General features: G+C 52.8%; 27 protein-coding genes, 4 pseudogenes and 1 riboswitch. Of the genes and pseudogenes, 12 read left to right on the top strand and 19 right to left on the bottom strand.

Translation table 11 applies throughout. From position 1 onward, the window contains the following. On the bottom strand, positions 1-1,362 hold the full coding sequence (locus tag ACSOSI_RS05945; protein WP_476706699.1) for an MFS transporter: 1,362 nt from the start codon (positions 1,360-1,362) through the stop codon (positions 1-3). A gap of 192 nt (positions 1,363-1,554) precedes the next feature. Here ACSOSI_RS05945 and ACSOSI_RS05950 point away from each other — a divergent pair. After that, positions 1,555-1,698: pseudogene (locus ACSOSI_RS05950) on the top strand (DUF4942 domain-containing protein); the annotation flags it as partial. 142 nt (positions 1,699-1,840) lie between these two features. Here ACSOSI_RS05950 and ACSOSI_RS05955 read toward each other — a convergent pair. Together ACSOSI_RS05955 and ACSOSI_RS05960 are read right to left on the bottom strand one after the other, a co-directional pair. Continuing rightward, positions 1,841-2,149: pseudogene (locus ACSOSI_RS05955) on the bottom strand (site-specific integrase); the annotation flags it as partial. 346 nt (positions 2,150-2,495) lie between these two features. Next, positions 2,496-2,693, bottom strand: coding sequence for a hypothetical protein (locus ACSOSI_RS05960; RefSeq protein ID WP_476706700.1), 198 nt, complete (start codon positions 2,691-2,693; stop codon positions 2,496-2,498). 150 nt (positions 2,694-2,843) lie between these two features. On the opposite strand from ACSOSI_RS05960, the pseudogene ACSOSI_RS05965 reads away from it, so the two are divergent. Both ACSOSI_RS05965 and ACSOSI_RS05970 read left to right on the top strand, forming a co-directional pair. Further along, a pseudogene (locus ACSOSI_RS05965) lies at positions 2,844-3,239 on the top strand (putative metallopeptidase); the annotation flags it as partial. Between the two features lie 279 nt (positions 3,240-3,518). Beyond that, positions 3,519-3,845 (top strand): gamma-glutamylcyclotransferase family protein, encoded by a 327-nt coding sequence (locus ACSOSI_RS05970; protein WP_476706701.1) that lies wholly within the window; start codon positions 3,519-3,521, stop codon positions 3,843-3,845. Positions 3,846-3,892: 47 nt separating this feature from the next. Here the strand turns inward: ACSOSI_RS05970 and ACSOSI_RS05975 are convergent, their stop codons facing one another. After that, entirely contained in the window at positions 3,893-4,582 is a 690-nt protein-coding gene (locus ACSOSI_RS05975) for a VIT1/CCC1 transporter family protein (protein WP_476706702.1), read from the bottom strand. A 244-nt stretch (positions 4,583-4,826) separates the two neighbouring features. Between ACSOSI_RS05975 and ACSOSI_RS05980 the strand changes: the two genes are divergently transcribed. From ACSOSI_RS05980 to ACSOSI_RS05990, 3 genes are all read left to right on the top strand, one after another. Next, a complete protein-coding gene (locus ACSOSI_RS05980; protein ID WP_476706703.1) occupies positions 4,827-5,348 on the top strand; it encodes a hypothetical protein in 522 nt (173 codons plus the stop codon). Then, on the top strand, positions 5,323-5,574 hold the full coding sequence (locus tag ACSOSI_RS05985; protein ID WP_261413220.1) for a hypothetical protein: 252 nt from the start codon (positions 5,323-5,325) through the stop codon (positions 5,572-5,574). Before ACSOSI_RS05980 ends, ACSOSI_RS05985 begins: the two co-directional genes overlap by 26 nt. 507 nt (positions 5,575-6,081) lie before the next feature. Beyond that, on the top strand, positions 6,082-8,037 hold the full coding sequence (locus tag ACSOSI_RS05990; RefSeq protein ID WP_476706704.1) for an acyltransferase family protein: 1,956 nt from the start codon (positions 6,082-6,084) through the stop codon (positions 8,035-8,037). A 97-nt stretch (positions 8,038-8,134) separates the two neighbouring features. Here the strand turns inward: ACSOSI_RS05990 and ACSOSI_RS05995 are convergent, their stop codons facing one another. Together ACSOSI_RS05995 and ACSOSI_RS06000 are read right to left on the bottom strand one after the other, a co-directional pair. Then, entirely contained in the window at positions 8,135-8,296 is a 162-nt protein-coding gene (locus tag ACSOSI_RS05995; RefSeq protein WP_216594072.1) for a YnfU family zinc-binding protein, read from the bottom strand. A gap of 314 nt (positions 8,297-8,610) precedes the next feature. After that, positions 8,611-9,671: pseudogene (locus tag ACSOSI_RS06000) on the bottom strand (aldo/keto reductase). A gap of 97 nt (positions 9,672-9,768) precedes the next feature. Between ACSOSI_RS06000 and ACSOSI_RS06005 the strand changes: the two are divergent. From ACSOSI_RS06005 to ACSOSI_RS06015, 3 genes are all read left to right on the top strand, one after another. After that, positions 9,769-10,680 (top strand): LysR family transcriptional regulator, encoded by a 912-nt coding sequence (locus ACSOSI_RS06005; RefSeq protein WP_261408368.1) that lies wholly within the window; start codon positions 9,769-9,771, stop codon positions 10,678-10,680. Positions 10,681-10,810: 130 nt separating this feature from the next. After that, the gene (locus tag ACSOSI_RS06010) at positions 10,811-11,362 is read left to right on the top strand and encodes a flavodoxin family protein (protein ID WP_012005619.1); all 552 of its coding nucleotides are present in this window, start codon (positions 10,811-10,813) and stop codon (positions 11,360-11,362) included. 493 nt (positions 11,363-11,855) lie between these two features. Beyond that, the gene (locus ACSOSI_RS06015) at positions 11,856-13,304 is read left to right on the top strand and encodes a GGDEF domain-containing protein (protein WP_476706705.1); all 1,449 of its coding nucleotides are present in this window, start codon (positions 11,856-11,858) and stop codon (positions 13,302-13,304) included. A gap of 5 nt (positions 13,305-13,309) precedes the next feature. Here the strand turns inward: ACSOSI_RS06015 and ACSOSI_RS06020 are convergent, their stop codons facing one another. Further along, positions 13,310-13,471: a YnfU family zinc-binding protein gene (locus tag ACSOSI_RS06020; RefSeq protein WP_165366726.1), complete on the bottom strand. Its 162-nt coding sequence runs from the start codon at positions 13,469-13,471 to the stop codon at positions 13,310-13,312. A gap of 268 nt (positions 13,472-13,739) precedes the next feature. After that, positions 13,740-14,219 (bottom strand): cold-shock protein, encoded by a 480-nt coding sequence (locus ACSOSI_RS06025; protein WP_017891897.1) that lies wholly within the window; start codon positions 14,217-14,219, stop codon positions 13,740-13,742. 166 nt (positions 14,220-14,385) lie between these two features. Here ACSOSI_RS06025 and ACSOSI_RS06030 point away from each other — a divergent pair, with 166 nt between their 5' ends. Then, positions 14,386-14,895, top strand: a complete 510-nt coding sequence (locus ACSOSI_RS06030) for a VOC family protein (protein ID WP_012005622.1) — start codon at positions 14,386-14,388, stop codon at positions 14,893-14,895. Between the two features lie 30 nt (positions 14,896-14,925). Here the strand turns inward: ACSOSI_RS06030 and ACSOSI_RS06035 are convergent, their stop codons facing one another. The 5 genes from ACSOSI_RS06035 to ACSOSI_RS06055 form a co-directional block, all read right to left on the bottom strand. Next, a complete protein-coding gene (locus tag ACSOSI_RS06035; RefSeq protein ID WP_476706706.1) occupies positions 14,926-15,753 on the bottom strand; it encodes an amino acid ABC transporter ATP-binding protein in 828 nt (275 codons plus the stop codon). A gap of 9 nt (positions 15,754-15,762) precedes the next feature. Continuing rightward, positions 15,763-16,650 (bottom strand): amino acid ABC transporter permease, encoded by an 888-nt coding sequence (locus tag ACSOSI_RS06040; protein ID WP_012005624.1) that lies wholly within the window; start codon positions 16,648-16,650, stop codon positions 15,763-15,765. Between the two features lie 48 nt (positions 16,651-16,698). After that, complete coding sequence (locus ACSOSI_RS06045) at positions 16,699-17,226, bottom strand: GNAT family N-acetyltransferase (RefSeq protein ID WP_012005625.1); 528 nt, start codon at positions 17,224-17,226, stop codon at positions 16,699-16,701. 92 nt (positions 17,227-17,318) lie between these two features. Further along, positions 17,319-18,644, bottom strand: a complete 1,326-nt coding sequence (locus ACSOSI_RS06050; protein WP_112362787.1) for an LLM class flavin-dependent oxidoreductase — start codon at positions 18,642-18,644, stop codon at positions 17,319-17,321. A 184-nt stretch (positions 18,645-18,828) separates the two neighbouring features. Next, on the bottom strand, positions 18,829-19,992 hold the full coding sequence (locus ACSOSI_RS06055; RefSeq protein ID WP_012005627.1) for a M20 peptidase aminoacylase family protein: 1,164 nt from the start codon (positions 19,990-19,992) through the stop codon (positions 18,829-18,831). 346 nt (positions 19,993-20,338) lie between these two features. Here ACSOSI_RS06055 and cspE point away from each other — a divergent pair, with 346 nt between their 5' ends. Next, the gene (gene cspE / locus ACSOSI_RS06060; RefSeq protein ID WP_012005628.1) at positions 20,339-20,548 is read left to right on the top strand and encodes a transcription antiterminator/RNA stability regulator CspE; all 210 of its coding nucleotides are present in this window, start codon (positions 20,339-20,341) and stop codon (positions 20,546-20,548) included. A 66-nt stretch (positions 20,549-20,614) separates the two neighbouring features. Here cspE and ACSOSI_RS06065 read toward each other — a convergent pair whose 3' ends face one another. The 4 genes from ACSOSI_RS06065 to ACSOSI_RS06080 form a co-directional block, all read right to left on the bottom strand. Then, positions 20,615-21,805 carry a multidrug effflux MFS transporter gene (locus ACSOSI_RS06065; protein WP_476706707.1) on the bottom strand — a complete coding sequence of 397 codons (1,191 nt, stop codon included), beginning with the start codon at positions 21,803-21,805 and terminating at the stop codon, positions 20,615-20,617. A gap of 5 nt (positions 21,806-21,810) precedes the next feature. Beyond that, positions 21,811-22,407: a TetR/AcrR family transcriptional regulator gene (locus tag ACSOSI_RS06070; RefSeq protein WP_218215557.1), complete on the bottom strand. Its 597-nt coding sequence runs from the start codon at positions 22,405-22,407 to the stop codon at positions 21,811-21,813. 302 nt (positions 22,408-22,709) lie between these two features. Then, positions 22,710-23,093 carry a fluoride efflux transporter CrcB gene (crcB, locus tag ACSOSI_RS06075; protein ID WP_261138296.1) on the bottom strand — a complete coding sequence of 128 codons (384 nt, stop codon included), beginning with the start codon at positions 23,091-23,093 and terminating at the stop codon, positions 22,710-22,712. Between the two features lie 75 nt (positions 23,094-23,168). Next, a riboswitch (Fluoride riboswitch) is annotated at positions 23,169-23,231 on the bottom strand. 94 nt (positions 23,232-23,325) lie between these two features. Continuing rightward, a complete protein-coding gene (locus ACSOSI_RS06080) occupies positions 23,326-24,387 on the bottom strand; it encodes a diguanylate cyclase (RefSeq protein WP_476706708.1) in 1,062 nt (353 codons plus the stop codon). A gap of 219 nt (positions 24,388-24,606) precedes the next feature. On the opposite strand from ACSOSI_RS06080, the gene tatA reads away from it, so the two are divergent. Continuing rightward, on the top strand, positions 24,607-24,816 hold the full coding sequence (gene tatA / locus ACSOSI_RS06085) for a Sec-independent protein translocase subunit TatA (RefSeq protein ID WP_012005633.1): 210 nt from the start codon (positions 24,607-24,609) through the stop codon (positions 24,814-24,816). 95 nt (positions 24,817-24,911) lie between these two features. Here the strand turns inward: tatA and lipA are convergent, their stop codons facing one another. Both lipA and lipB read right to left on the bottom strand, forming a co-directional pair. After that, complete coding sequence (lipA, locus tag ACSOSI_RS06090) at positions 24,912-25,877, bottom strand: lipoyl synthase (RefSeq protein WP_012005634.1); 966 nt, start codon at positions 25,875-25,877, stop codon at positions 24,912-24,914. Further along, positions 25,870-26,538, bottom strand: coding sequence for a lipoyl(octanoyl) transferase LipB (gene lipB / locus ACSOSI_RS06095; RefSeq protein ID WP_012005635.1), 669 nt, complete (start codon positions 26,536-26,538; stop codon positions 25,870-25,872). Before lipB ends, lipA begins: the two co-directional genes overlap by 8 nt. Positions 26,539-26,636: the final 98 nt, after the last annotated feature.

Below are 26,636 nucleotides of genomic sequence, written 5' to 3' on the forward strand. Positions count from 1 at the left end.
TTACAGCGCGCTGACTTTGCGCAATTCAATGTCTTTGATGATATTTCGATAGGTGTGCTCATCGAGCTTGTAGAAGAAGATAAACAGCATCCCGAGGGCGAACATCAGGCCGGGGAACAACGTCATCATCATATTGATGCCGTTGAGCGCGTTGGCGCTGAGATGTTCGGACGAGTAGTCAAAGTAATCGAGCATCAACCCGGCGCAACCGCCGCCAATCGCCATGGCAATTTTGGTGATGAAATTAAAGAAGCCGTAAATGGCCCCTTCGGTGCGCACGCCGTGTTTCCATTCGGCATACTCGACGGTATCGGCAATCATCGACCACATCGCTACAAAACCCATCCCCAGGGTGATGCTGTACAGGCAAACGCCGGTCATGATCAGGTAAGCGTTATCTCCCGCCAGGAAATACTGGAACAGCACGCCGACAATGCCGATCAGCAGCCCCAGTTGAACCATCTTCTTTTTGCCCATCAGGCTGATGAGCTTTTCGGAAATCACCGTACCCACCACATAGGCCGCAGATTGAATGGCGAAGAACTTGGCGGTAAAAGCTTCATCACCCAGAGTGTACTTGATGAAGTAAATCGCAATCGCCATCCAGACCGTGTAGGCGATATAGAAAAACACTGTGAATAGCGAAAGGTGGATTAGCGGCAGGTTGCCGGAAACAGCGGTGATCATCTCTTTTAGCGTTGGCGCTTTTTGATCTGGCAGGCTTTTGACCCGCTCTTTGGTCATGCCAAAGCAGGCCAGGAAAAAGAAGGTGGCCAACAGGCTAAAACAGCTGACGGCAAACACATAACCCATCTTCTGGTCGGTGAACTGTGAGATCAGCAGGTCGGCACTGGTCGAAACAATCAGATAACCGACGATAGCCAACACAAAGCGGTAGACCGACAACGAAGCCCGTGAACCTTCGTGCTGGGTCAGCATATTGGTCATCGCGGAATAAGGTGTATTGACCGCCGTGTAGGCCAGGCAGTAAATGGTGTAAGTGATCAGCGCGTAATAAAATTTATAGTCACTGTCGAAGGTGCTGAAACACAGGATCGTCAAGATCCCCAAGGGCACGGCGCCGTAAAGCAGATAAGGGCGCAGCTTACCGTGCCGGGTTTGGGTCTTATCAATAAAATAGCCGACAAAGATATTGAAAATCGCATCCACTACGCGGGCAATAACGAAGATCAAACTCGCCTGCACCGCGCTGATGCCATAAATATTGGTATAAAAAAACAGTAAGAACAGGGAGACAAAGCCAAACGACAGGTTAGAGGCCAGATCGCCGAAGCCATAGCCGATCTTTTCCCGTACGCTGACCAACACATAGCTGTCTGAGGTGATTTCTGTTGTTTTCATTGTGCTGACTCATTCAGATTGATTCGCCTTGAGTATACCGAGAGCGCTACGGATGACTTGCCAGCCGTTGTTTATACAGTTCCTATTTTTTGCTCGCCTCTGGCTTTGTCACGGAGTTGTGAGAAAGCTCACAGGCGCATAATTCATATCAGGCGTTTGGTGCACTTATAAAGTGTATATGCTGCTTCGGGTAGGCAGTCGTACGAAGATGAGTTCTTCTACATTCGTTACTTTCAGGAGGGGACCGCGCATATCACATTCAAGAGACCAGAGCTGGTTGAGCGAATGAATGATATCATTGCTAAACATTATCCTGGCATGTTGGCTCGTCGATAATGGGTCCTACTTTCTGACAAATTTATCTGTTGGTATAAATGTTGGTATAAATTTTATCGAATACGATATTGTCATTTAATAACAGTGTGTTGTATGTCTGGTTTGAATCCTGTAGGGACCATTTAGAATCAACGACTTATGCTTATTCCCCAACAGCCACATTTTCCAAAAGTGCCAGATTAGTGACATTGCCCGCCAAGACTTCGTCAATTTTTCTCGCATGTTCGGTTAAATGAGAAGGGGATAAGTGAGCATATCGTTGAACCATCCCTATGCTCTCCCAACCTCCCATTTCTTGTAGCGCTGAAAGTGGCACCCCTGCCTGAACTAACCAGCTTGCCCAAGTATGGCGAAGGTCATGAAATCGAAAGTCGGTTATTCCTGCCCGCCGCTTACCTGTATTCCATGCTGAGTTATCGTCAACGCGCATTTTTCTGACTACGGGTGTCATACCTCCGCCTGCTTTCTTTTTCAATTCCCAACGTTGCCGGTGCTTCCTGTTGGGCATCTTGGCGACCGCTGCCATAATTCTATCCTCCGTGATCGACGAAAGGTTCTTTCCGGAAAAATGCTGAAGGAAAAACTCTATCTTCGTGCGGTCAGCTGAGTAAAACACTCCCTACCGGTTCTGCGGCTGTCTATCTGCAAATGGCAGAGGCAAACGGTAAGAAATAGAAATAGGCCCAGATGATCGAGAGGCTGAGAGTGACACCACCGTCTATAGACGCATGAATTTCTAGAGTATGAGCATTACTGGTGGCCTTTGCTAGGGCCATCGATAATGCAGTGAGGGATCACTATTTCTTTTTGGATGCTTCACACTTATCTCTGAGTCTTGCGTATGCATCAGGCAACATCGGTGCGCCAGTCATAGCGCGGTAGTTACTGCATTCAGGTGTCTCATTTTGATATGGATTAAAACTTTCTTGTTGCTTGTCAGAACATCCAGCAATAGCTACGAGTGGTAAAACTGCGGTGAGTAAAAACATCTTCATTGGCACGCTCCTTTGACTCTTGCAATGAATGCCAGCTTAGCAGATATTTGTTACCAATAAATTAATCAGCAAATGGCTGAGGCCAACGGTAAGAAGTAACAGAACATCGATAACGACCCGCTACGGCGGGTTTTTTAATGGGAGTAATTCATGGCAATACCAGAAAACCGAGTTGCCCATGAAAGGAGACCATGTCCACCTCTACAATTCATAGAATCCCATCAACTGATGCCATACATCGGCCTTATTCCAGCAAATGAAGTCCATGAGTGGGCACTCAGTCAAATTCTGAGCAACACAGGGAGCCTGTATAACCCTGACCATTTCCACCTGGTGGATGCCGATGTGCGTTTCATGTGGGCATCGTCAGCCTGTGAGAAAAAAGGGCGTCATGTACTCGGCCAAGCCGAAGAAGTGGCTATGCGTGCAGGCGGCTGGCAGAAGGCCAGAATGGAACAACAGATGCATGAATGGTTCGGCGAGGTTGTAGCCAGCACGCGGATCAATCGCTATGAGAAAGGTGTCCATGAGGTAAACATCGAAACGGCCCAGCTTCTGGCCAATGTTTTAGAAGTACCTTTAGCGTATTTATATACCGCAGACAATGAGCTAGCGGAATTGATGCTGTTGTTTTTGCAGTTGTCACAGAATGAAAGAAGCGACCTTTTAAAACGGCTGCAATCATCACAGAGTTAATAAATTTCAATCCATCATTCACTGGATATCTGCTGATTTTGGCTTCTCCTTTCCCCCACGAACCCATTGGTCGCCGCCGAACCTCATGCTATTTTGAGTCCCAAACCATCTAAGACGACAGGGCATCAAATGTTGAGTTTGTTTGTGTACGGCACCTTGGGCCCAGGGCGGCCAAATGTTTATATCATGGAAAGTATTGGCGGTAGTTGGGAAGAGGGCAGTGTCGGTGGAACGCTGCTAAATGAGGGCTGGGGTGCTGACATGGGGTTCCCCGGCATCGTTGTGGATAATAGTGGCAATAGGGTGGATGGCTTCTTGTTCCACTCTGACAACCTCGCTGACCACTGGAACACTCTCGACGAGTTCGAAGGTGAGGGCTATGAGCGGGTGCCGGTGGAAGTCACCACTGCTAGTGGCGATATCGTTGATTCATTTATCTATATGCTGAAAAAATAGAACGACAATTTCTTAAAACCGGACCCGCGCCGGTTTTATGTCAGTATTCAGCCGGCTATCGAACCAAAAAGCGCACCGACGCCTGATGAAACACCCATCGCCAGGGCGCTCCAGAAAGTAATGCGAATAATACCGGGAAGTATCGGTGCCCCACCGGCCCTGGCGGCAATCCCGCCCAGAATGGCCAGAGAAATTAATGCGGAAAGGGCAATGGCGGGGATCGCCCACTGGGCCGGGACAATCGCGGCCACCAATAAAGGCAATATTGCTCCCGTCGAGAAACTTGCTGCAGAAGTCAGGGCAGCCTGCAAGGGGCGGGCAGTGGTGATTTCTGAAATGCCCAATTCCTCGCGCGCATGTGCTGCCAAAGCATCATGGCTCATCAGTTTTTCTGCCACTTGTTTCGCCAGCGCTGCGTCCAGGCCACGATGGACATAAATTGAGGTTAACTCGCGAAATTCCCCCTGGAAATCGGCATCCAGCTCGGCCTGTTCTTCCGCCAGGGCGGCTTTTTCGGTGTCTGCCTGAGAAGAGACGGAAACATATTCACCGGTTGCCATCGACATCGCGCCAGCGACCAAACCGGCAATGCCGGTCAACAGAATACTTTGGTGAGTGACATTGGCGGATGCTACCCCCAACAGCAGGCTTGCGGTAGAAACGATGCCATCGTTAGCGCCAAGGACCGCCGCTCTGAGCCAGCCTATTTTCTCTATGCTGTGTCGTTCTCTGTGCATCACGCCGCTCCCATATTTCATTCTGTCGATTCAACCGGTCTGCTTTGCGGAACTCAGGCTGGGTTATCAGCGAGCAAAGTTCAGAAATTTTAGTTTAGCCTGCATCCGGCCGATGCCCGTAAAGTGGATGCTTTGCCGGGAGGTTTCACTGACTTTTACCTGTTGATTGAGTCACCATTTACTTGATCTCGGCAATGATGACGCGGCGTCTCCACATTTTTATTATCTGCTACTGCATGGGTGGATGCTGTTGTTTGGCGATAGCATTCTGGCGGTGCAATCCCTCAGCATGCTGTTTGGCGTCGTTACGGTGGCGCTGGTAATCAAACTAACCCGTTGGTTGGCCAATGAAAGGGCCGCGTTGCTGGCCGGCGGCCGGTGGCCTGATGGCAATGATGCCGATGGCGGTGCGCTACAGTCAGGAAGCGCGCATGTATGCGCTGATGGGGACGTTGGCTGGATCCCACAAGTGGTATTGTGCGATCTGCCCGCCATGTTCTGGCGTTTTTTAACCGGAGATGACGGCCGGAATTATTACTGGGGTATTTTCCTGTTGCTGCCGGCATTCTTCTTTGGGTTATCTGCTTTGCTGTTGGTTTCTCGTGGGGTAGAAAACAAATTCAAGCTATTGCAGCTCAGTGGTGTATTTGTCCCGGTCTTACTGCTGTTTGCGGTTTCCTGGCGAATGCCTCTGTTTGTTGATCGCTATTTTTTTTGCTGCGTAAGGTATCCCAATCATTTTGGCGATCCTGATTGCAGAAAGTAAAAGTAAGCTGCGTGGGGTTTCGCTGCTGGTGTTTTTTAGTCTGCTGTTCAACAGTGGGTTACGTGATGATTATTTATCGGATAAAGATCAGTTTAAGGGGATGGTGCACCATATCAACAGTGGCTATCAGCCTGGCGATGCCGTTGTTGTCAGCAACATGTTCAATTATCTGAGCTATGTCTATTACAACAAAAAAACTACCGCGCGTTGTTATATACCCAGATAAAACCTAATGGTATTTCCGGTAAACCCAATGCCTATGGATTTGGGACGTTCTTCCACGATCGGGCGGCGCAAACCTACGTCGATAATCTCAAAGTTCTGTCCGTGAACCATCGCCGGGTATGGTTGGTCAGCGGAGGAGATTTCAATCAGAATTTTGGTCGCTCACCCTTGGGGTGGGTTAATACCCGTACCTTTAAAAGTGGTGGGTTTGAATCGCGCCTGTTTGTGGTTCACCCCGCCAGATAAGTGGATGCCGCCAGTGCACGTATCCGCTCTCAGACTCCAGTCGTTGCTCAACGCTAGTGATGTGTGGCGTGGTATAAAGAACCGGCCCTGTAGCTCAGGGCAGTCAGTTTCTGATTGATATCACTTCTATAAGAATCCACCGTAAAAATCTGATTAGTCATTCCTCCTATAGGTAAAATTCTGCACATGATGCAAAATGCACCGTCAAGAAACATTACAAGCTGTTAGCTATCCTCATAATTTTGAAAGATGAGTATTATATATGTCTTCTACTGCAAGGACTTTTCGGCATGACATCAACGGGCTTCGCGCCTGGGCTGTAATCGCTGTTGTTCTCTTCCACTTTGGCATACCTGGTTTCGCTGGCGGTTTTGTCGGGGTGGATGTCTTCTTTGCTATTTCTGGTTTTCTGATGACGCAGATTATCGTCACTGGGTTGGAAACCGGTAAATTCTCAATTTGGCGGTTCTATCTGGCCCGCGCCCGTAGAATTATCCCTGCACTGCTGGCTTTGTGTTTGACTCTGCTTGTTCTTGGTTGGTTTTTCCTCACTACGGTAGATTACAGTACGCTTTCAAAGCATGTTTTAGTCGCGATTTTATTTATTTCAAACGTAAAGTTCTGGAAAGAATCGGGTTATTTCGATGCTGCATCTCATGAAAAGTGGTTGCTTCATACCTGGTCCCTATCTGTTGAATGGCAGTTCTATATCATTCTCCCCATTATCTTACTGATTATGTGGAGGTTTTTGAAATCTGGCGGGATAAAATTCACGATCTTCGCTGGGTTTATTCTCTCGTTTTCCCTTGCCTGTTATTTATCAATCAAATTGCCTTCTGCCGCGTTTTTCTTATTGCCAACGCGGGCCTGGGAGATGCTGGGCGGTGGTGCTGTATGGTGGCTGACCCGCAACGCGAAATTTTCCAAGAACCAAGAAAAGCTGATGGAACTAGTGGGTTTCATCATGATTACTCTTGCGATTGTCTTTTTCACACCTAAGCTTGCCTGGCCGGGTATTTATGCATTGGTTCCGGTTGGGGGAGCAATGCTGGTGCTTGCTGCCGGCAGGCAAGGCTCTATCTTTACGTCAAATTATGTTGCAGAGCGTGTTGGGGTTTCTTCTTACTCTATCTACCTTTGGCATTGGCCGATTGTGGTCTTTCTGGCGTACAACAATACTGCCGGATTATGGACATGGATGATTGGCGGGCTCATTTTAAGCGTCATTTTGGGTGAGTTGTCGTTGAGGTTGATTGAAAACCCTACGCGTAAAGGATTATCCAGACAAACTGCATGGGGTAATGTGTTCACTATCGCTGCCTGCATGATGATTATTGGTGTTGCATCCGTCGCGATGTTTAAATTTAATTATCCTGATAGAGTTCCGGCAAAGATTGACCTTATCGCTAACGAGAGCCTCAATTCCAATCCAAGCCGGGTGGGCTGTTTTGCCATATCGGGTACAACCTCTCCCGGGTGCGTTTTTGGTGGTAGCAAGATTAAGGCAATACTGGTTGGCGACAGCCATGCAAATGCCATGACTACTGCAGTGGAAGCTGCATTACCGAGTAAAAACGATGGGGTCTTAAATCTGACTTATGCTGGTTGCCCAACAATTTATCGGGCAAAAACTGTCCCTAGTGAAGCAACAGATAATCAAGACTGCTATGGGTTCAATCAATGGCAGCGGAAAAAACTGGCTGGTCTTGATAAATCGATCCCCATTGTCATCGTTAACAGGACTTCGGTCTATGCATTTGGGCGCCAGATTGTCGCAGAAAGAATGAATACTCCGATAGTTTATTTTTCCACCGTACACCAGACACCAACGCCTGAGTTTTTGGCTGAATTTAAGGCATCTCTGATAGATAGCGCCTGTGAACTGGCGGCTGAGCACCCTGTCTTTATGGTCAGGCCGATGCCTGAAATGACATCTAATGTGTCAAAAACCATATCCAGAGCTATGATGCTTGGTAAAGAGGCTCCACACATCTACCTTTCTGAAAGTGATTATATGAAGCGTCACTCATTTGTGTGGGAGGCTCAGGACGAAGCAGCAGCAAAATGCGGTGTGAAGATCCTGAATCCATTGCCGCTACTTTGTAAAAATGGCAAGTGCGAAAGCACTCATGATGGTCGTCCTATCTATTATGATGATAATCATGTCAGTGAGTACGGTAATAAATTATTAGTGCCGATGTTCCAGAAGATGTTTTAACGTTAATTCGAAGTTGATTTTGCGTTGGCGCTGAAGTTTGTGTTCAAAATCAGCGCTGATGCACTTTCGCACTAAAGGCGGTGAGGCGTTGCAGGCACTACTTTTCGTCAGGAAGGAAATAGTGGCCGCATTTAGGGCAAATCAGGGTGATGTTTTTACGCACTTTGCGGCTATTTTGTTCAAACATGTGAGCGCATTCTGGACACTTCACTTTAACCGTTGTGCTGCTGAACATCTTAAGGGCATCAAAGATAGACATATCTTTCACCGGATAGATGTAGGGAACCTCATTCTACCATTCGGCACCGGTAATAGCCCTTTATTGATTGTTTATTAATCATTTTTGTGAGCGCGGCGCGGGGATTATGGTGGCCTGGAGTAAGGAAGTACGCGGTAAAAATGTCACATTTCCATCCGGCGTTACATCTGCCGGAGCAAACTTACTCAGGGATGACAGTTCTATACATTGAGATTGGTAGTGTAGTCCTACCCGATGATGTTGTGTGTTATCCATTCCCTGTAGTGTATTACCCCATCCCTGTTAAGTTTATCCCGCCTTGAGCGGGATTTTTTTTATCTGCGCTCAATCGTCAAACCGCCAAACATGATATCGCGCGTAACTTGTAGCGCCAGAAAATCATGGGGGAAACCCAGTTCAATGGCGCTTGCCGTATCCAGACGCCGCCACTGCTCTTCTGTCAACCTGACCTCCAGCGCTCCCAGATTATCTTCCAGTTGTGCCAGCGTGCGCGCACCATGATTGGGGCCGTCACTGCCGGGTTGCGCAGCGTCCAGGCCAGGGCTACCTGAGAAGGGCTAAAATCCGTCTCCCTGGCCAGCGTCAATACCGTTTCGGCAATAGTAATATTGCGCTCGGTCAGCATACCCTTGTCGCGAACCATGGCTCGTCGGGTACCGTTCTCTTCCCCCTGCGCTTGTAAATCCTGGCGACTGTATTTTCCGCTCAATATGCCACCGGAAAGCGGTGACCATGGAATGACGCCAAGGCCCAGCTCTTGCGCCATCGGTATCAGTTCTCGCTCCACGGTACGTTCCAACAGGCTGTATTCAATCTGCAGGCCAATCAACGGTGACCAACCGCGTAAATCCGCCAGTGTCTGCATTCTGGCGGCCTGCCAGGCGGGCAGATCCGAAACGGCCAGATATAAGACTTTGCCGGCACGCACCAGATCGTCCATGGCGCGCATGATCTCTTCCGTCGGGGTGGTGGCGTCCCAGGCGTGCAGATACAGCAGGTCGATATAATCGGTGTTCAGGCGTCGCAGGCTTTCTTCCACCGAACGCACCATGCTTTTACGGTGGTTACCGCCAGAGTTTGGGTTATCGGGCTGCATGGGGAGCGTGTATTTGGTGGCGATCACCAGACGGTCGCGGCGTCCGGTGGCGAATTCTCCAATAAATCGTTCGGAACTGCCTTCGGTATAGCGGTTGGCGGTATCAATAAAATTGCCGCCACGTTCTACATAAACGTCAAACAGCCGACGAGCTTCCGCTTGTTCTGCGCCCCAGCCCCAATCGGTGCCAAAGGTCATGGTGCCGAGCGCCAGCGGCGAAACGCGCAGGCCAGAGCGGCCAAGCAGGCGGTAATGGTTCAGGGCCAGTGATGTCAGCATGGGGTATTTCCTCTGTGGTTTTGTTCAAGCATAGGCCCCACCGGGAGTGTAATGAATACGCTATAATCTTCATGAATTATTAAGTGCAGGGGGCATAATGAGAGGAAGTGATTTCGCGGAATTACGCGCTTTTGCCGTCATTGTTGAGCATGGCAGCTTTACCCGTGCCGCAGCGCAATTGGGCATCTCCGCCTCAGCGCTTAGTCAGACGCAGCGCAATCTGGAAACCCGGCTGGGTGTACGTCTGCTGAATCGCACCACGCGAAGTGTCGCGCTGACCCAAGCGGGGGAATTGCTGTTGGCGCGTTTGTCACCGGCAATGGCCGAGATTGAGTCCGCCGTGACGCAGACCGCCGCGTTGCGTTTGCAGCCGGCGGGCACCCTACGGCTTAATGCATCCGGCCTGGCGGCGATCCATTATTTGGCTCCGCTGTTGGCTCCGTTCAATGCGCATTATCCCGATATTGTTGTGGATCTGAGCGTGGAGGATCGGCTGGTGGATATGGTAGCCGCGGGTTTTGACGCGGGTGTGCGGCTGCATGAGCGACTGGAGAAGGATATGGTGGCCGTCGCGCTGGGGGGCGAGCAACGAATGTGCGTGGTAGCCTCGCCAGCCTATTTGGCGCGTTATGGCACGCCGCAAACCCCCGATGCGCTACGTCAGCACCGCTGCCTGAATACTCGCTGGCCAACCAATGGCAGTATTTATCGTTGGGAATTCGAGCGCGGTGGCGAAAAGCTGGAAATCGCGGTGGAGGGGCCGTTGATTGTGGATGAACCGCAGGTGCTGGTGCGTGCCGCTGCGGATGGATTGGGGATTGCCTATCTGTTTGAGAGTCAGGTGGCAGAGGCATTGAACGACGGCCGATTGCTGCCGTTGCTGGCGGCCTGGACGCCACCGTTTCCCGGTTTCTATCTTTATTACCCCGCAAACCGGCAAATGCCGCGTCCGCTGCGTGCGTTTATTGATTTCGCCCGGCAGCAGAGCCCGCAGGCAATTGGCGCATGAATACCGCCCGGTTTTTTTGAATAACTCTGTCAGATAAATTTGGTATTCACCCCAGGGTCAGTTGATTAGATTGGATAAGAATATCCTCGGGTGCCGTCGGCACTCTACTGCAACGATCTGGGAGTTCCTAATGGCGAAGACAGTGGTTATTTTTCATTCCGGCTACGGCCACACCGAGCGTTTGGCAAAGGTTGTTGCCGAAGGCGCGGCAGCGGAACTGATCGCTATCGATCAGGAAGGCAATATCAGCGATGAAGCCTGGCAGAAACTCGATGAGGCGGATGCTATTATTTTTGGTTCGCCGACCTATATGGGTGGCCCGTCCTGGCAATTCAAAAAATTTGCCGATGCCAGTTCTAAAGCCTGGTTTGGCCGTAAGTGGCAGGACAAGGTTTTCGGTGGGTTCACCAACAGCGCCAGCCTGAACGGTGACAAGCAGGTTACGCTGATCGCTCTGCAAACTCTGGCCTCGCAGCATGGCGGCCTGTGGGTCAGCCTGGGGCTGATGCCCGCGAATACCAAGTCGGCGCAGCGTACCGATATAAACAACCTGGGCGGTTCGGTAGGGTTATTGGTACAAACGCCCGCCGACGCCGGTGTGGATGAAATGCTGTCGGGTGATTTGGAAACCGCCAGCCTTTACGGCCAGCGCGTGGCGGGCTTTGCTGCCAAACTGGCTTAATAGCCATTCCCCGTTCGCTCATTTTTTCTACACAATTACAGCGTAAAGTGGGGAATGTTATTAGCCTGCTTGGGCTAACACTGCATTTCGTACAAACATTCCCGGTTCCTAGACCGGGTTTTTTGTTGCCTCTAATTGCATGTCGAACATGACTTGCCGGGAAATAATAGCCGGCAGACCAGTTTTGGGCGGCAAGTAAAATACCCTTTATATAATTATGGCCTTTACGTGGTGCTGATGAGTGCTGCTTTACGCTATGCTGTTAGATATCCTTGAATATTATTTTCGCAAGGATGAAAATTCGTTTCATCATGAAGCATCTCGTTGACGACTTGAGTTCAGAACATTCCGTTAAATAAAAGTGAATGTATCTTTGTGATTGATCTGCCTGTATTTTTTAAGTCTGCCTCTGGTTCTTATGTCATTTTCATTATGCCGGGCGAGGGAATATGCATAGAATTGCTCTGGTTATTATAAATATATGGGTAAGGCGATGAACGCCAGAATAAGCGACAAACATGGCTTGCCTGTGGCTATCCAGCTGATTACGCTTTTTCTGCTGGCATTTTTGCTTTCCCTGCTGGGTATTTTTACCCGCCCAATAGGATCGCTTTCTCTGTTTTGGCCGGTGAATGCGATTTTACTCGGTCTGCTATTACGCAAACCCGCCTATGCCAGTCCGGCCGGTTGGCTGGCTATCTATATTGGGATGATCGCCGCAGATTTGGCCAACGGTGAGAGTCTGTCGCTGGCGATGTGGTTGAACGCCTGCAATATGTCGCTGATTGCTACCGGTTACGGCGTGATGTCGCTGCTGCCAAAGTCGCAACGCCGGATGGGTAAACCCCAGACTATCCTTTATATGTTTACCGCCAGCCTGAGTAGCGCGGCGGTGGCGTCGACCTTATCGATACTGCGTAATGACAGCCTGTACAACAACACGGCCGTTATCGCCTGGTTAGCCTGGTTCAGCGAGCAGTTCTCGACCAATCTGCTGTTGTTGCCGGTACTGCTGGCGGCACCGCGTCTCAAACAGCTGTTGCGTATGCAGATCAACTGGCAACTGCGTGCCGGTATGCCACTGCTGGCGTTGCTGTTTTCACTGGTGTTCAGTGTGTATATCGGCGGTCCAGGGGCGATTGCCTTCCCCATTCCGGCGCTGCTGTGGTGCGCGGTGCGCTACCAACTGTTCACGGTAACCTTGTTGACGCTGCTGACCGGGATGACCGAGATCAGCAGTATCTCCGCCAATCTGATGCTGTATGAAACGCCCAACAACCACATTGCCTTCCTCGACACGCTGATGTCAGCCCGTTTGGGGATCGCCATGCTGGTGATGGGGCCACTGATCCTTGCCAGTTCAATTGCCGTTAACCGTAAGCTGCTGCGGCGGCTGGAGCACAGCGCCAATCACGATTTTCTGACCGGCGTACTGGCGCGTAATGCACTAACGCGCAAGGCTGGCGAACTGCTGGAGCACAAGTATAAATCGAAGGAGGCGGTGTCGCTGCTGCTGATCGATATCGATCATTTTAAGCAGATCAATGATACCCATGGGCATCTGGTGGGCGATCAGGTACTGGCTTCATTCGCCCATATTGTGCGGCGCGAGTTGCGTCACGATCAGCTGTTTGGCCGTTTGGGTGGGGAAGAGTTTGCCATTATGCTGCCGCGGGCGCTGGCGGCGCAGGGGGTGGCACTGGCAGAGCATTTGCGGCAATTGGTACAAAAAGCCGATTTGCTCCCCACTGGCAAGGTGCCGTTGAACATCACCATCAGCGTTGGCGTCGCCAGTCTGGGGATGAACGAAGTTAAATCGCTGGAACAGTTAATGAATATGGCGGATATCGCGCTTTATCGCGCCAAGTCGCAGGGGCGTAACCGGGTGGAGTCGTTTAACGCGGTAAGTGGCAACAGCGTTGGCCACATCATGTTTAAATAAGGGTATCAGTTCTGCTTGGGTTCAAACTCAGTACCGCAGTTTGGGCAGATCAGCATGACATTTTGCCGCAGCATCGAGCATTTTTGAGTGGTGACGTAGGCGCATTTGGGGCAGGCGATTTTGGTGGAGCGGTTGATAAAGCCTTTAACACTGCTGGTATCAGACATAATAAAATGGCCTGTGTCAGGTGAAAACCCACGCTAACACAGGTGGTATCAAATTGCTTAGAATGTTTTATACCCGTCGCCTTTCAAGCTGCAGCGTTGTTACCTGCACTATCTCCCCCCAGTTACTTACTGAAGTAAGCGCCTGGGGATGAGCTAGCTGGTCGCCTAGCTGTGCTGTACAGGGATGTACAAATGCCGCGAGCGCATGGACGCGCCAGAGCGGCCAACTCGAAATTCATCGGGTATATGCGGCTAGCGGTGGTTGTGATTACAGGCTTTTCAGCACTTTCAGGGTTTCATCCATGTCGATCTCATGTTCTGAGAAGGTATGGGTGTCGTTCTGGAAGGTGGTGATGGTCAGCATGCGCAGCGTCTGCATGGTTTGCGGCGCTTCTTCGGACTGCGGGCGAATGCGGTTCATCAACAGGCCGACCGACAGCACGGTATTTTCTTTATCCACGTCCGCTTTCACCGGCACTTCTTTGGTGAAGGTGTTGAAGGATTTGATGCTGGTGATCTTGATTCTTTCGTTGGCGATGATGATGTACTTGCTCGACGCCAGCACCTTGACCGCAAACGCCGATGGGCCTTTGGTGTTGTTGGTCGGTTCGAAAGTCACCGCCGCGTTTTTCTTAATCAGCTCCGGGTTCTGCACTTTAATCACGTGAAAATAACGATTTTCCCCGTTCTCATCGGTAATAAAGCCGAAGCCTTTGTCTTCAAAAAAAGTCGTTATCTTGCCGTTCATCATCATTCTCATAAAGTCGCTCAATACAGTGCATATGATAGCGCGGAATGCCTTGCAGTGACAGATTGCGTGCCCGGCATTTGATAATGCGATTACGGCATTTAGCGGGGTTGTCGCCACATGCTATTTTCTTTCTGACTTTATTTATTTCTGAAAGGGACAACCGATGGGCATTAAACGGCTAAACCATGCGGTGCTGTATGTCAGCGATGTACAGCAGAGCGCGGATTTTTATCATCAGGTACTGGGATTTAAGCTCAAGCCCTCAGGCAGCCCCGAGAAAGCGGTGTTTACCCAGGCGGCCGATTCGGATAACGATCACGATCTGGCGCTGTTCAGCAAGAATCTGGGGCAGCAGCGGGCCGGAGTGTTTCGCGCCAACGGTGAGCCACCGGCGGAAAACGAGCCGCCGGCCGGGTTGTACCATTTGGCCTGGGAGGTCGACAGCCTGGACGAACTTGAGCGCATTCGCGACCAGTTGGCGCAGCGCGGCATTCTTGGGCTGGAAGAAGATCATGGCGTGCACAAAAGCATCTATGGGCACGATCCGGATGGGTTACTGTTTGAAGTGACCTGGTTTATTCCTCCCGAGCTACTGACCGAACAGGATCGTAATCAGCGTGGCATCAAACCGCTGGATTTTACCGCTGAAAAACGCCGTTTCGCGTTGCTCTAACAGAGCGGGGCGCCGCTGACGCCCCGCTGATCACAGCACTTTATTGAGGAAGTTGATGGTGCGGGGGTGTTGCGGTTGGTTCAGTACCCGACGAGCATCGCCCTGTTCGACGATTTGCCCATCGACCATAAAGACAATCTGATCGGCTGCCTCACGGGCAAAGCCAATTTCATGGGTGACCACCACCAGCGTTACGCCAAGATCTGCCAGCCCCTTGATGACGTCCAATACTTCACCGACCAGCTCTGGATCGAGCGCCGAGGTCGGTTCATCAAACAAAATCACCTTCGGGTTCAGCGCCAGTGCGCGGGCAATGGCGATGCGCTGCTGTTGCCCGCCGGACAGATGGCGCGGGTAAGCATCAGCCTTGTGGCGCAGGCCGACGGTATCGAGCAGTTGATAAGCCACCTCTTTGGCCTCGGTCCGCGAGTAAATTTTATGCACTATCGGGGCTTCAATGATGTTCTCCAGTACCGTCAGGTGAGGGAACAGGTTGAAGTTCTGGAACACATAACCGACGTTGATACGCTGCTTGAGAATAGCGTTCTCTTTTAGCTCATACAGCTTGTCACCTTTGCGCCGGTAGCCGACATAGTCGCCGTCGATGCGGATAAAGCCTTCATCGACACGCTCCAGGTGGTTAATGGCCCGCAACAGGGTGGACTTGCCGGAACCGGAAGGGCCGAGGATCACCGTGACGGTGCCTGGTTGCAGCGTCAGGCTGACGTCGTCCAGCGCCTTGTGCTTACCGAAAAATTTGCTGACGTTGCTGATTTCAATCAGGCCGCGCGCCGGTACTGGCACGATGCTGTGTACCGCCGCTTCGCGCAGGGCATAGTAATCAATGGCTTCGGACATGGGATCCTCCTAACGTTTTAACCAGCCGGCTAGTTTCTGCCATGGCGTTGGCGGTAGTTCGCGCACTGCGCCACGGGCGAAATAGCGCTCGATGTAATACTGAATGACCGACAGCGCGGTGGTGATGAACAGGTACCAGACGGTGGCGACCATCAGCAGCGGTATCACCTGCTGGGTGCGGTTGTAGATCACCTGAATGGTATAAAACAGCTCCGGCAGCGCCAGCACGTAGACAATCGAAGTGCCCTTCGCCAGGCTGATAATTTCATTGAAGCCGGTTGGAATGATCGAGCGCAGCGCCTGGGGCAAAATAATGCGGAAAGTGCGGCGATAGCCCGGCAGCCCCAGTGCCGCAGCCGCTTCATGCTGGCCGTACTCGACCCCGATAATGCCGCCGCGGATGATTTCTGCGGTATAGGCCGACTGCACCAGCGTCAGCCCCAGCACCGCCACCGAGAACTGGCTGAGGATATCGATGGTCGGATAGCTGGCGAACACCAGCGAGGTAAAGGGGATGCCCAGTGAGATGGAGTCGTACAGATAAGAGAAGTTATACAGAACGATCAGCACCAGGATCAGCGGCAGCGAGCGGAACAGCCAGATATAACCCCACGCCAGCGAAGCCAACAGGTAGGAGCGCGATAACCGCGCCAGGGCCAGCAGCGTACCGAAGATGATACTGAACAGCGTGCCGAGCAGCGTCAGCAGCAGCGTTTTTCCCAGACCCGACAGCACCGCCGGGGCAAAGAACCATTCGGCGAATACCCCCCATTCCCAGCGTTCGTTGGTTGCCACAGACTGGAGGATCGCCGCCAGAATAAACACCGAGAACAACGCACCTGCCAGCCGCAGCGGGTAACGTGCGGGAACCACTTTTAAGACTTCTTGTTTGGACATCACTACTCTCCTGAAACAGATAAAAGGGTGAATAAGGGGGAATGTCCCCTAGGCAATCTTCCTTTCCGGTGCGCAACAGTATGCGTCCGCTGTTATCAGGCTTTTGCGAAATGGCAGCCGGCCATCATAAGGGGGACGGCTGTAGACTTCAGTATCGACGCTGGTATCGAACTGCGGCTGGTAGCCGTTGCTCAAATACAAGCCCACCGCCTCCGGCTGGCGAAAGCCGGTGGTCAGGTAGAGCTGACGATAACCCTGTTGCTGCGCCAGCGTTTCCAGTTGCTGCAATACCCGTTGTGCCAGGCCCTGGCGGCGTAAATCGGTTCGTGTCCAGATGCGTTTCAGCTCGGCAGTTTGCGGATCGTAGCGTTTGAAGGCCCCCATGGCGATCGGCTCCCCGGCGCGTAACAGCACGATAAAGGCGCCTTGCGGCGGGGCGTACAAATCCAGCGCTTCCTGTTCCTGGTCACCAAAATAGTCGCCGTAGCGTTGGCGATATTCACCGAATAGCCCTGCGATCACCGGCTGGACCAGCGGATCGCTTGGCAGCGTTTGGATAAAAACGTCGTTTGCCATCGGTATGCTCCTAATCGCCCAGATCGTTACGTTGGCTGGGCAGGACGCTAAAGGTTGTTCGCATAGCGGATATCCCTGAGAAATTATTGTTGTTATTGAGTGAATTGATTGGCAGGCAGCTTGAGGCCCAGGTGGTCACGCAGCGTGTCACCGCTGTAATCGCTGCGGAACAGGCCGCGCTGCTGCAGGATCGGAACCACGCGATCGACAAAGTGGCCGAATGAATTTGGCGTGCCGCCGCTGATGATGAAACCGTCCGCCGCCTGGGTGTCGAACCAGTTTTGCAGGCCGTCCGCCACCGCTTCCGGCGTGCCGCCAAATACCGGGCGTGGTGAGGCGGCTTCCAGCGCGACTTCCCGTAGCGTCAGATTGCGTTCGCGGGCATTGCGCTTGATGGCGTCGGTGGTGCTGCGGAAGCTGTTTTGACCCAGTTCACCGACGTCAGGGAAGGGTTCATCGAGCGGATGACGGGCGAAATCATAGTGCTCGAAATAGCGGCCAAGGTAGTTGAGTGCGTTTTCGATGCTGACCAGGCGGGCGGTTTCCCAATACTGACGCTCCACGTCTTCATTGTCGTCACCGACAATCACGCTGACGCCCTGAAAGATCCGCAGGTCATCCGGTTCACGGCCTTGCTCCACCAACTGTTTTTTAACGTCCTGATAAAAAGCCTGTGCCTGTTGCTGGCTCTCATGGTGGGTGAAAATGGCGTCGGCATGTTTGGCTGCCAATTGCTTGCCGTCCTCCGAGGCGCCGGCCTGGAACAGAATGGGCCGCCCTTGTGGCGTGCGACCAATATTCAGCGGCCCCTGCACCGAGAAGAACTCGCCCTGGTGATTCAGGGTATGCAGTTTACCGGCGCTGAAAAATTCACCGCTGTTCTTGTTTCGCACAAAAGCGTCGCTTTCCCACGAGTCCCATAATCCTTTGGTGACGTCGAGGTATTCGCTGGCAATGCGGTAGCGCAGGCTGTGCTCCGGATGTTCGGTGCGGGAGAAATTTTTTGCTGACCCTTCCAGTGGCGAGGTCACCACGTTCCAGCCGGCTCGGCCTTTGCTGAGGTGATCGAGGCTGGCGAACTGGCGCGCAACGGTAAAGGGATCGCTGTACGAGGTGGATAAGGTGCCCACCAGCCCGATTTTATCGGTGGCGGCGGACAGTGCGGCGAGCAGGGTTAAGGGTTCAAAACGATTGAGAAAATGGGGAATGGATTTCTCATTGATATATAAGCCGTCGGCCACAAACACGAAATCCAATTTACCCTGTTCGGCTTTTTTTGCCGTGGCAATATTAAAATCGAGGTTAATACTGGCATCGGCAGTGGCGTCCGGATGTCGCCAGGCAGACATATTTCCCGATGCGCCATGCAAAATGGCGCCAAGGCGCAATTGTCGTGGTTCTTTCGCACTGTTGCTCATTGCTTTCACCCTGTTAAGTGCCGGTGTGGCGCTATCTTTAGAGCCCCACTATTGACGAGCACCATCAGGATGTAAAACAACAAAACAGCATATTCTAATGTTGAAATTGGCAAATATAACCGAGGGGGAAATAATAATTCGCAGCGCAGAATACACCGCGCCGCGAATAATAACCGGGTGAGTTCTATGCCTTGCTGGTGGCTTTTTCCGGTGTGGTGACTAATTGCTGCAGCGTGCGCTCAGCCAACAGTTCGAAATATTGCGAGGCCGGGAAAATCGCCTGTTCATCCGGGTTGAAGCGCGGGTGATGCAGACCAAATTCACTTGCCGAGCCAATACTGACAAAGACGCCCGGCACGTGGTGCAGATAAAGCGCAAAGTCTTCCCCGCCCATCTGTAGCTCAGCCTCTTCCACCCGGTAACCGGCTTCGGCGGCGACGGTTTTACTGAAGGCTGCCCAGCGTGCGTCATTGACTACCGCCGGTGGGCCGGCCTGCCAGCGTAGCTCCGCTTGTGCGCCAAGGGATGCGGCGACGCCGTTAATCACCTGGCGAATTTTATCCGGTACCTGGCGACGAACCTTATCGCTATGGGTCCGGACCGTGCCCTCCAGCTCTACGGTCTGTGGCAGAACATTCCAGGTGTTACCGCCCTCAATGCGCGTGACGCTCACCACCAACGACTCCAGCGAACTGAAGCTACGGCTGGGCAGGGTTTGCAACGCGTTGACAATCTGGCTGGCGGTGACGATGGTGTCCACCCCTTGCTCCGGTTTGGCGGCATGCGCCCCCTTGCCGGTGATCAGGATCTGGAAGCGATCGACGTTGGCGTAAAACGCCCCGGCGCGGGTGGCGAAGGTACCGGTCGGCAGCTCCGGCGCGTTGTGCAGACCGAATACCGCCGCCACGTTATCCAGGGCTCCGGCGTCGATCAGGTGCTGGGCGCCGTTGAAGGTTTCCTCCGCCGGCTGGAAGAAAATGCGTACCGTGCCGGGCAGGGTGGCTTCGCGTGCTTTCAACAAATGCGCCGCGCCCAGCATCACCGAGGTGTGAAAATCATGTCCGCAGGCGTGCATCACGCCGCTGTTTTGCGAACTGAACGGCACGCCGGAAATTTCTTCTATCGGCAGGGCGTCAATATCCCCGCGCAGCGCAATGACAGGCCCCTTGCCACTGCCGATTTCGGCCACCACGCCGGTCTTCAGCGCCAGCGGCAGAATACGGATACCGGCCTCTTCCAGCCAGCGGGTCAGGCGGGCGGTAGTGGCGAACTCGTGGTTGGACAGCTCAGGGTTCTGATGCAGTTCACGGCGGTAGGCGACGATTTTTTCGGCCAGTTGGCTGGTCATAGTCTTGGCTCACAGTGGTTAGTAAGCTCTAACCCTAGTGCAGGGCGGCCGGAAGCAAAAAGACTATCTGGTTATATTTCATAGCGATTTTGTCTGCATCACACCGGCAAGGCAGGCTGACGGCGGGTGAAACAGGCGTTCGACCGCTGTTCGCCGGAGTTTGAAGAGGATTGGACTACCTGTAGAGACAATGGCAAGGGGGACAAGCGATTTACACCGAAGGACACGGATTTTTTCACTCTTTATCGATTTTATGTGATCCAGGTTGTGGACAAAATCCCGTCTAATTGCTGTACTGTATTGGACACATGTTTAGTGTCTTTCATTCACGTTAAAGGTAAGTTTGATGTCTAAGATTAAAGGTAGCGTTAAGTGGTTTAATGAATCCAAAGGCTTCGGCTTCATTACTCCGGAAGATGGTAGCAAGGACGTTTTCGTTCACTTCTCTGCCATCGCTAGCAATGGTTTCAAAACTCTTGCTGAAGGCCAGCGCGTAGAATTTGAAATCACGCAAGGTGCCAAAGGCCCATCTGCTGCTAACGTTATCGCTATCTAATGCTACAGCCGAAATTCTTAAAACCCGCTCACTGAGCGGGTTTTTTATTGCCTTTTTTCCGTCGCTTTATGCCTGAGCTTTGCGTACCAGCAGTTTAAACAGCGTGATGGCGACGGCGTAACAGCCGACGATGGTCAGTGCCATTGATACGCTGGAAGTGCCACCCAGCCCCGTCAAGGGCACGCTACAGGCACCGAGTGCGAACATGCTCACGCCAATCAGCGCAGAGGCGCTGCCCGCCTTGTCGCCCTGGCTTTGCATCGCCAATGATGATGCCGTCGGGCCGACAATACCGATCACGGCCACCGAGAAGAATAGCGGCACCATCAACAGTGCCAGCGGTGCGTGCAGGCTGGCTGCCAACAGTAACAGCAGCGAAGAAACCGCTGCCAGGGTCAATCCGCCTTTCAATACCTTCCTTTCACCAAAATGTATGCTCAGGCGGCTGGCGATCTGCGCGGAAATAATCAGTCCGACGCCGTTGATGGCGAAGCACAGGCTGAACATCTGTGGGCTGAGGCCATAAATCTGCTGCAGCACGAAAGGCGAGGCGCCGATATAGGCGAACATCCCGGCCATCACAAAACCTTGCGTCAGACACAGGCCCATAAACTGACGCTGGGTCAGCAATCCGCCCAGTGACCGCAACATGGCAAAAATACCGCCCTGGCTGCGGCGTTCGGCAGGCAATGACTCATCTAACTTCAGGCTGGCGAGCGTGAACAGCAGCACGGCAATGGCCGCCAGTACGCCGAAAATCCCGCGCCAGTCCATAAACTGCAGCAAGGCGCCCCCCAACACCGGCGCAATGATCGGTGCCAGGCCGTTGACCAACATCAGCAGGGCAAAGAAACGCGTCAGTTCGTGTCCGGAATAAAGGTCACGGGCGATGGCGCGAGAAATGACGGCACCGCCGGCACCAGCCAGCCCTTGCAACAGACGGGCAATCAGCAACTGATCGATATTGGGGGCCAGGGCGCACCACAGCGAGGTGGCCAGCAGCAGCGTCAGCGACAGTAACAGCGGGCGCATACGGCCGAGCTTGTCGCTGTAGGGGCCAAAAATCAGCTGGCCGAAGCCCAAACCGAGCAGGCCGGCGGTCAGGCTGAGCTGCGCCGTAGCGGTAGAGGTGTTCAGATCGCCGGCCATTTCCGGCAGGGCGGGCAGGTAGAGGTCGGTGCACAGCGGCCCCAGTGAGGCTAGCAGGCCAAGCACGAGCGCGTGCACCAGACGTTGTCTGGCAAGTTGTCTGGTCATAGGGATTAAGGTTTCCTGAACAGGTGAGAGATAGCTTGTTGGTATAGGCCGTTCAGCAGGCTGACGTCGGCTTTTTGTGTGGTCAGTATGCGGTAACCGGTGCCTTCGCTTAATACGGCGATAAATTCTACTCTGGCGGCGATTTCCTGCTCGCTGAAGTGAGGATAGATCCGCCGCAGGTTTTGGCAAACATGGTGGAATAACCGCGTTTCGGCATCGCTGAGCATTTTGGCCACTATCGGGTTACGTGTGGCCTCGGCGGTGACCTCCAGCATCAGCATATGGTCGGTTTCGCTTTCACCGGGCTGTTGAAACAGGGTGCGCGCCGCCAGGGTACCGGCGATCAGGTTGATATGATCGCCAAGATCTTCCAGCCGCCGCATTTTACTGGCGATGATGCGGTTAACGATCTCTTCGATGATCGCATCTTTATTGTCGAAGTAGCGGTAGATCTGACCGACGCTAAGCTGGGAACCCTGCGCGATTTCCGCCATGCTGGCGGCGTGAAAACCGTGCTGACGAAAACAGAGTTTTGCGGCGTCGACAATCTGATCGCGGCGAGCCTGTGCTTTGGCCTGCCTGCTGTCGCTGGTGGATATCATGTCCCGATCCTTTGCCAAGTGAAATGCGGTTCGCTTTCTGGGTGCGAACGTTCATTCTCAATTGTAATGCAACAATGGCAATTGGCAAGAGCGCAACGGTAAAGATGGTTTTTGCAGGGGCGGACTTCAGGCGAACAGATAAACCCTGATGAAGGCACCAACAATCAGCAGGCACAGCAGGGTGGCGGCCACTTCAGCGGGCGTTTTTGGCAGGCTAAACATCTGAGTTCTCATCCAGTGGGGGTACTGGATGAGATTATGCTCAGGGCAGATTAAGGAAACATTAAGACGCCGAAATTAAATTATTGGCCGTTAATCCACACCACCAGCATAAACGCCAGCAGGGTCATCACCAGCGAGCCGGCCAAATTAAGCAGCATATTGGCCAACGCCCACATGAAACGCCCATCTTGCAGCAAATACACTACCTCCAGAGAGAAGGTGGAAAAGGTGGTTAACCCACCGCAAAAACCGGTGGTGATCAGCAACTTCCAGGTGGGATCCAGGTGCGTCAAACGGGTGAAGATGGCGATAGCCAAACCGATAATAAAGCCGCCCAGCAGATTGACTGCCAGCGTCCCCAACGGGATGTGCGCGTTAAGCGGATTCATCTTCATGCTTATGGCCCAGCGCAGAACGCTACCCATACCGCCGCCAATAAAAACTGCCAGTAAAGAACTCAACATGGTCGAAAATGCCTTTCATTAAATGGGGGACAAGCTCAGAAAGGTTCAGGCGCAATGCTACGCACCTCTCCGAGAGGTTACGTAGACATCATCAGCCCGTGAAGGCGGTTAAGGAGGAATGTCATCTCCGTCGTTCGACGCCGCTGTTTGCCGCGCAGACGGGATCTTACACCCGGCGCTGCCTATTTTGTAGCATCAAAAGTGACTGGAAACTGAAATTGTTCCTCCGGTCTCAGTGGCCAGGTACCGCCAGCTCCAGGCGATTGCGACCGTTGTTCTTCGCCCGGTACAGCGCGTTGTCGGCGGCTTTTAACCAGTCCAGATAGCTGCTCATGTCGCCGTGATAATCCGCAATGCCGGCGCTGATGTTCAGCCGTAACTGCGGCGCTTCGCGGAAAACAATCTCGTTCAACCGTTCCTGAATGCGCAACAGCGCTATGCTGGCCTGTTCGGCGCTGGTGTTGGGCAACACGGCCCCAAATTCGTCGCCACCGTAGCGCCCGACAATATCCACGGCGCGCAAACCGATTAGCAATTCCTCTGCCAGTACCGCCAGCGCCTCGTCACCCAGCGCATGGCCGAAGGTGTCGTTAATGGTCTTAAAGCGATCGATATCCATCAGGATCAGGGTCGCGCTGTGCTGATAGCGGCGGCAGCTGTCAAATTGGTGATGCAGCAAATGTTCCCAATGGCGGCGGTTGTACAGCCCGGTCAGGCCGTCGCGCATGCTGATGCGCAACAACTCCTGTTTTTTTTCCGCCAGCCGTTTGGCGGTGCGGTAGGTCACTAATCCCAATAGGATAGGGTAGAAATAGATCATCGGCAGGCACAGATAGATCTGCAGCGGTGTGCTTTGCGGTTGGAAAGGGAAGCCCAGCAGAGCGCTAATTGCCAGGGTGCTGAGTACTTGTACGGCCAACCCTTTAAAGAACAGAGATTTGCCGGCAGAAGCCATGTTATTCATGCCCATCATCGACAGGATAACGACTGACGGTAAGGCATTGAATGCCATCATGGCTACCCACAGCCCGCCGAAAAATGAATCGATCAGCAGGTTGCGAATTTCAGCCTTGAAGGGCATGGCGGAACGGCGCGCCCATTGATAGGCAAGGTGTGGCCAGATAAAACCATGGAAAATCAGCAGGCCCCAGACCCAGTATGAGGTTTTTTGCGTATAGAATACTGAGAACACGCAGATAAAACCGATCCCCAGGCCGACGATACGTGGCAGATAAGTGCGTCTGGCGAAGCTAAGGCCGGAACGTCTGGTATCAATCACTGATGGCGTATACATCCGGCAACTCCATGATGAGCAGGGGAACAGCGTATCATGCGGGTTAAAAACTCAGAATAGTCTGAAGCGTAACCAGCCGATTTAAAGTTGCATATTGGCGTGGGATCTTACTCTGTTACATGTTGCTGTTGTTTTGAATCTGGGAAAGTAGGTAAATATCCTCAGGCAAGGTTTGTTTTCTCGCTGCATCCGCAGCGCTATATGAATAAGAAGGTGAGTATGGAAGGGATCAGTATTACCAAACTTCTGGTGATTGCGGTGTTGATCATCTTGCTGTTCGGTACCAGCAAACTGCGTACTTTGGGCGCGGACTTGGGTGCTGCGCTGAAGGGTTTCAAAAAGGCGGTGGGTGACGATACGACTCCGCCAGCGGCAAATACGGCAGAAAGTCAGTCCAACCCGCAGAGCGTCGAAAAGAAAGACGTTTAATTCCGCTTTCTGACGGGCAATAAAAAACGGATGCCGCAAGGTCATCCGTTTTTTGCCGTGTCTGTCACTTTAATGGTAACAATCCATTACCAGAATTACTTAACTTCCATCCCTTTTGCCTGCAAATCGGCATGGTAGGAAGAACGGACAAACGGACCGCAAGCAGCATGGGTGAAGCCCATTGCCATCGCTTCTTCTTTCATCTCATCGAACTCGGCCGGGCTGACGTAACGCTGTACCGGCAGGTGATGGCGGCTTGGCTGCAGGTACTGGCCCAGAGTCAGCATGGTGACGCCATGGCGACGCAGATCGCGCATCACTTCAACGATTTCCGCATTGGTTTCCCCCAGACCGACCATCAGGCCAGACTTGGTTGGGATGTGCGGATGCGCTTCTTTAAACCGCTCCAGCAGCTTCAATGACCACTCGTAGTTAGCGCCCGGACGAACCTGACGGTAGACGCGCGGTACGTTTTCCAGATTGTGGTTGAACACATCCGGTGGCGTTTCGGTCAGGATTTCCAGCGCACGATCCATACGGCCGCGGAAGTCCGGTACCAGCGTTTCAATCTTGATGGTCGGGTTTTTAGCGCGGATAGCCGCGATGCAGTCGGCAAAGTGCTGGGCACCACCGTCACGCAGGTCATCGCGGTCAACCGAGGTGATCACTACGTAACGCAGACCCATATCGGCGATGGTCTGAGCCAGTTTTTCCGGCTCGTTGGCATCTGGTGCCACCGGGCGGCCGTGGGCCACGTCGCAGAATGGGCAGCGGCGGGTACAGATGGCACCGAGGATCATAAAGGTGGCGGTGCCGTGGTTGAAGCACTCAGAGAGGTTCGGACAGGAAGCTTCTTCGCACACCGAATGCAGACCGTTTTTACGCATTGCGGCTTTAATGCCCTGAATACGCGTAGAGTCGGCAGGAAGTTTGATTTTCATCCACTCGGGTTTACGTAACAGCTCCTGCCGTTCAGTGACCACCGTTTTAACCGGGATCAACGCCATTTTGTCTGCATCGCGGTATTTGACGCCGCGTTCCATCTGAATTGGTTTACTCATAATCGTGCAGGTTCCAGTTACGAAGCTCGACCTTCGGGTAGCCGAGTAAATGAACAAATTCCTGTACCAGGACTGGGTGTACGTCTTCTATGCCAACACCGGGTGCCAGCGCGCTGACCTGCGCCATCTGCATGCCGGCGTAACCGCAAGGGTTGATACGCTGGAAGGGGCTGAGATCCATGGCCACATTCAGGGCCAGGCCGTGGAATGAACTGCCTTTACGGATCCGCAAACCCAACGAACAGATTTTTTGCTCCCCCACGTAAACACCGGGCGCATCCGGACGGGCGCGCGATTCAATGTGAAAGTGGGCGAGGGTGTTAATAACGGTATCTTCGATAGCCGTGACCAGTTGGCGAACGCCAACCTTGTTGCGTTTCAGATCGATCATCACGTACATCACCTGCTGACCCGGCCCATGATAGGTTACCTGGCCACCGCGATCGCTCTGGACAACCGGAATGTCGCCCGGCATTAACAGATGCTCTGCTTTACCGGCCTGGCCCTGGGTAAATACGGGCTGATGCTGAACCAGCCACAGCTCATCGGGCGTGGTTTCGGTTCGGCGATCGGTGAAGTTGTGCATGGCTTGGGATACAGGCTCATAGGGCTGCAACCCCAGCTGACGCAAAATGATCTTGTCTGGTTGCAAAAGAGTCATCGTCAGGTTACAGAAGTGGTGTCGCCATTATACCGGGCGCTCTGGCCCGCGGCCAGCATTTCGCTGACCAAAAATGCGCAACCCGGGCAGAGGATGCT

The organism is Serratia sp. AR11 (assembly GCF_056376275.1).

Bases quoted from the DNA above. Each gene is read 5' to 3' on its own strand.
- ACSOSI_RS05945 (WP_476706699.1), bottom strand. From the start codon at position 1,362: ATGAAAACAACAGAAATCACCTCAGACAGCTATGTGTTGGTCAGCGTA.
- ACSOSI_RS05960 (WP_476706700.1), bottom strand. From the start codon at position 2,693: ATGAAGATGTTTTTACTCACCGCAGTTTTACCACTCGTAGCTATTGCT.
- ACSOSI_RS05970 (WP_476706701.1), top strand. From the start codon at position 3,519: ATGTTGAGTTTGTTTGTGTACGGCACCTTGGGCCCAGGGCGGCCAAAT.
- ACSOSI_RS05975 (WP_476706702.1), bottom strand. From the start codon at position 4,582: ATGCACAGAGAACGACACAGCATAGAGAAAATAGGCTGGCTCAGAGCG.
- ACSOSI_RS05980 (WP_476706703.1), top strand. From the start codon at position 4,827: ATGCTGTTGTTTGGCGATAGCATTCTGGCGGTGCAATCCCTCAGCATG.
- ACSOSI_RS05990 (WP_476706704.1), top strand. From the start codon at position 6,082: ATGTCTTCTACTGCAAGGACTTTTCGGCATGACATCAACGGGCTTCGC.
- ACSOSI_RS05995 (WP_216594072.1), bottom strand. From the start codon at position 8,296: ATGTCTATCTTTGATGCCCTTAAGATGTTCAGCAGCACAACGGTTAAA.
- ACSOSI_RS06005 (WP_261408368.1), top strand. From the start codon at position 9,769: ATGAGAGGAAGTGATTTCGCGGAATTACGCGCTTTTGCCGTCATTGTT.
- ACSOSI_RS06010 (WP_012005619.1), top strand. From the start codon at position 10,811: ATGGCGAAGACAGTGGTTATTTTTCATTCCGGCTACGGCCACACCGAG.
- ACSOSI_RS06015 (WP_476706705.1), top strand. From the start codon at position 11,856: ATGAACGCCAGAATAAGCGACAAACATGGCTTGCCTGTGGCTATCCAG.
- ACSOSI_RS06020 (WP_165366726.1), bottom strand. From the start codon at position 13,471: ATGTCTGATACCAGCAGTGTTAAAGGCTTTATCAACCGCTCCACCAAA.
- ACSOSI_RS06025 (WP_017891897.1), bottom strand. From the start codon at position 14,219: ATGAACGGCAAGATAACGACTTTTTTTGAAGACAAAGGCTTCGGCTTT.
- ACSOSI_RS06030 (WP_012005622.1), top strand. From the start codon at position 14,386: ATGGGCATTAAACGGCTAAACCATGCGGTGCTGTATGTCAGCGATGTA.
- ACSOSI_RS06035 (WP_476706706.1), bottom strand. From the start codon at position 15,753: ATGTCCGAAGCCATTGATTACTATGCCCTGCGCGAAGCGGCGGTACAC.
- ACSOSI_RS06040 (WP_012005624.1), bottom strand. From the start codon at position 16,650: ATGTCCAAACAAGAAGTCTTAAAAGTGGTTCCCGCACGTTACCCGCTG.
- ACSOSI_RS06045 (WP_012005625.1), bottom strand. From the start codon at position 17,226: ATGGCAAACGACGTTTTTATCCAAACGCTGCCAAGCGATCCGCTGGTC.
- ACSOSI_RS06050 (WP_112362787.1), bottom strand. From the start codon at position 18,644: ATGAGCAACAGTGCGAAAGAACCACGACAATTGCGCCTTGGCGCCATT.
- ACSOSI_RS06055 (WP_012005627.1), bottom strand. From the start codon at position 19,992: ATGACCAGCCAACTGGCCGAAAAAATCGTCGCCTACCGCCGTGAACTG.
- cspE (WP_012005628.1), top strand. From the start codon at position 20,339: ATGTCTAAGATTAAAGGTAGCGTTAAGTGGTTTAATGAATCCAAAGGC.
- ACSOSI_RS06065 (WP_476706707.1), bottom strand. From the start codon at position 21,805: ATGACCAGACAACTTGCCAGACAACGTCTGGTGCACGCGCTCGTGCTT.
- ACSOSI_RS06070 (WP_218215557.1), bottom strand. From the start codon at position 22,407: ATGATATCCACCAGCGACAGCAGGCAGGCCAAAGCACAGGCTCGCCGC.
- crcB (WP_261138296.1), bottom strand. From the start codon at position 23,093: ATGTTGAGTTCTTTACTGGCAGTTTTTATTGGCGGCGGTATGGGTAGC.
- ACSOSI_RS06080 (WP_476706708.1), bottom strand. From the start codon at position 24,387: ATGTATACGCCATCAGTGATTGATACCAGACGTTCCGGCCTTAGCTTC.
- tatA (WP_012005633.1), top strand. From the start codon at position 24,607: ATGGAAGGGATCAGTATTACCAAACTTCTGGTGATTGCGGTGTTGATC.
- lipA (WP_012005634.1), bottom strand. From the start codon at position 25,877: ATGAGTAAACCAATTCAGATGGAACGCGGCGTCAAATACCGCGATGCA.
- lipB (WP_012005635.1), bottom strand. From the start codon at position 26,538: ATGACTCTTTTGCAACCAGACAAGATCATTTTGCGTCAGCTGGGGTTG.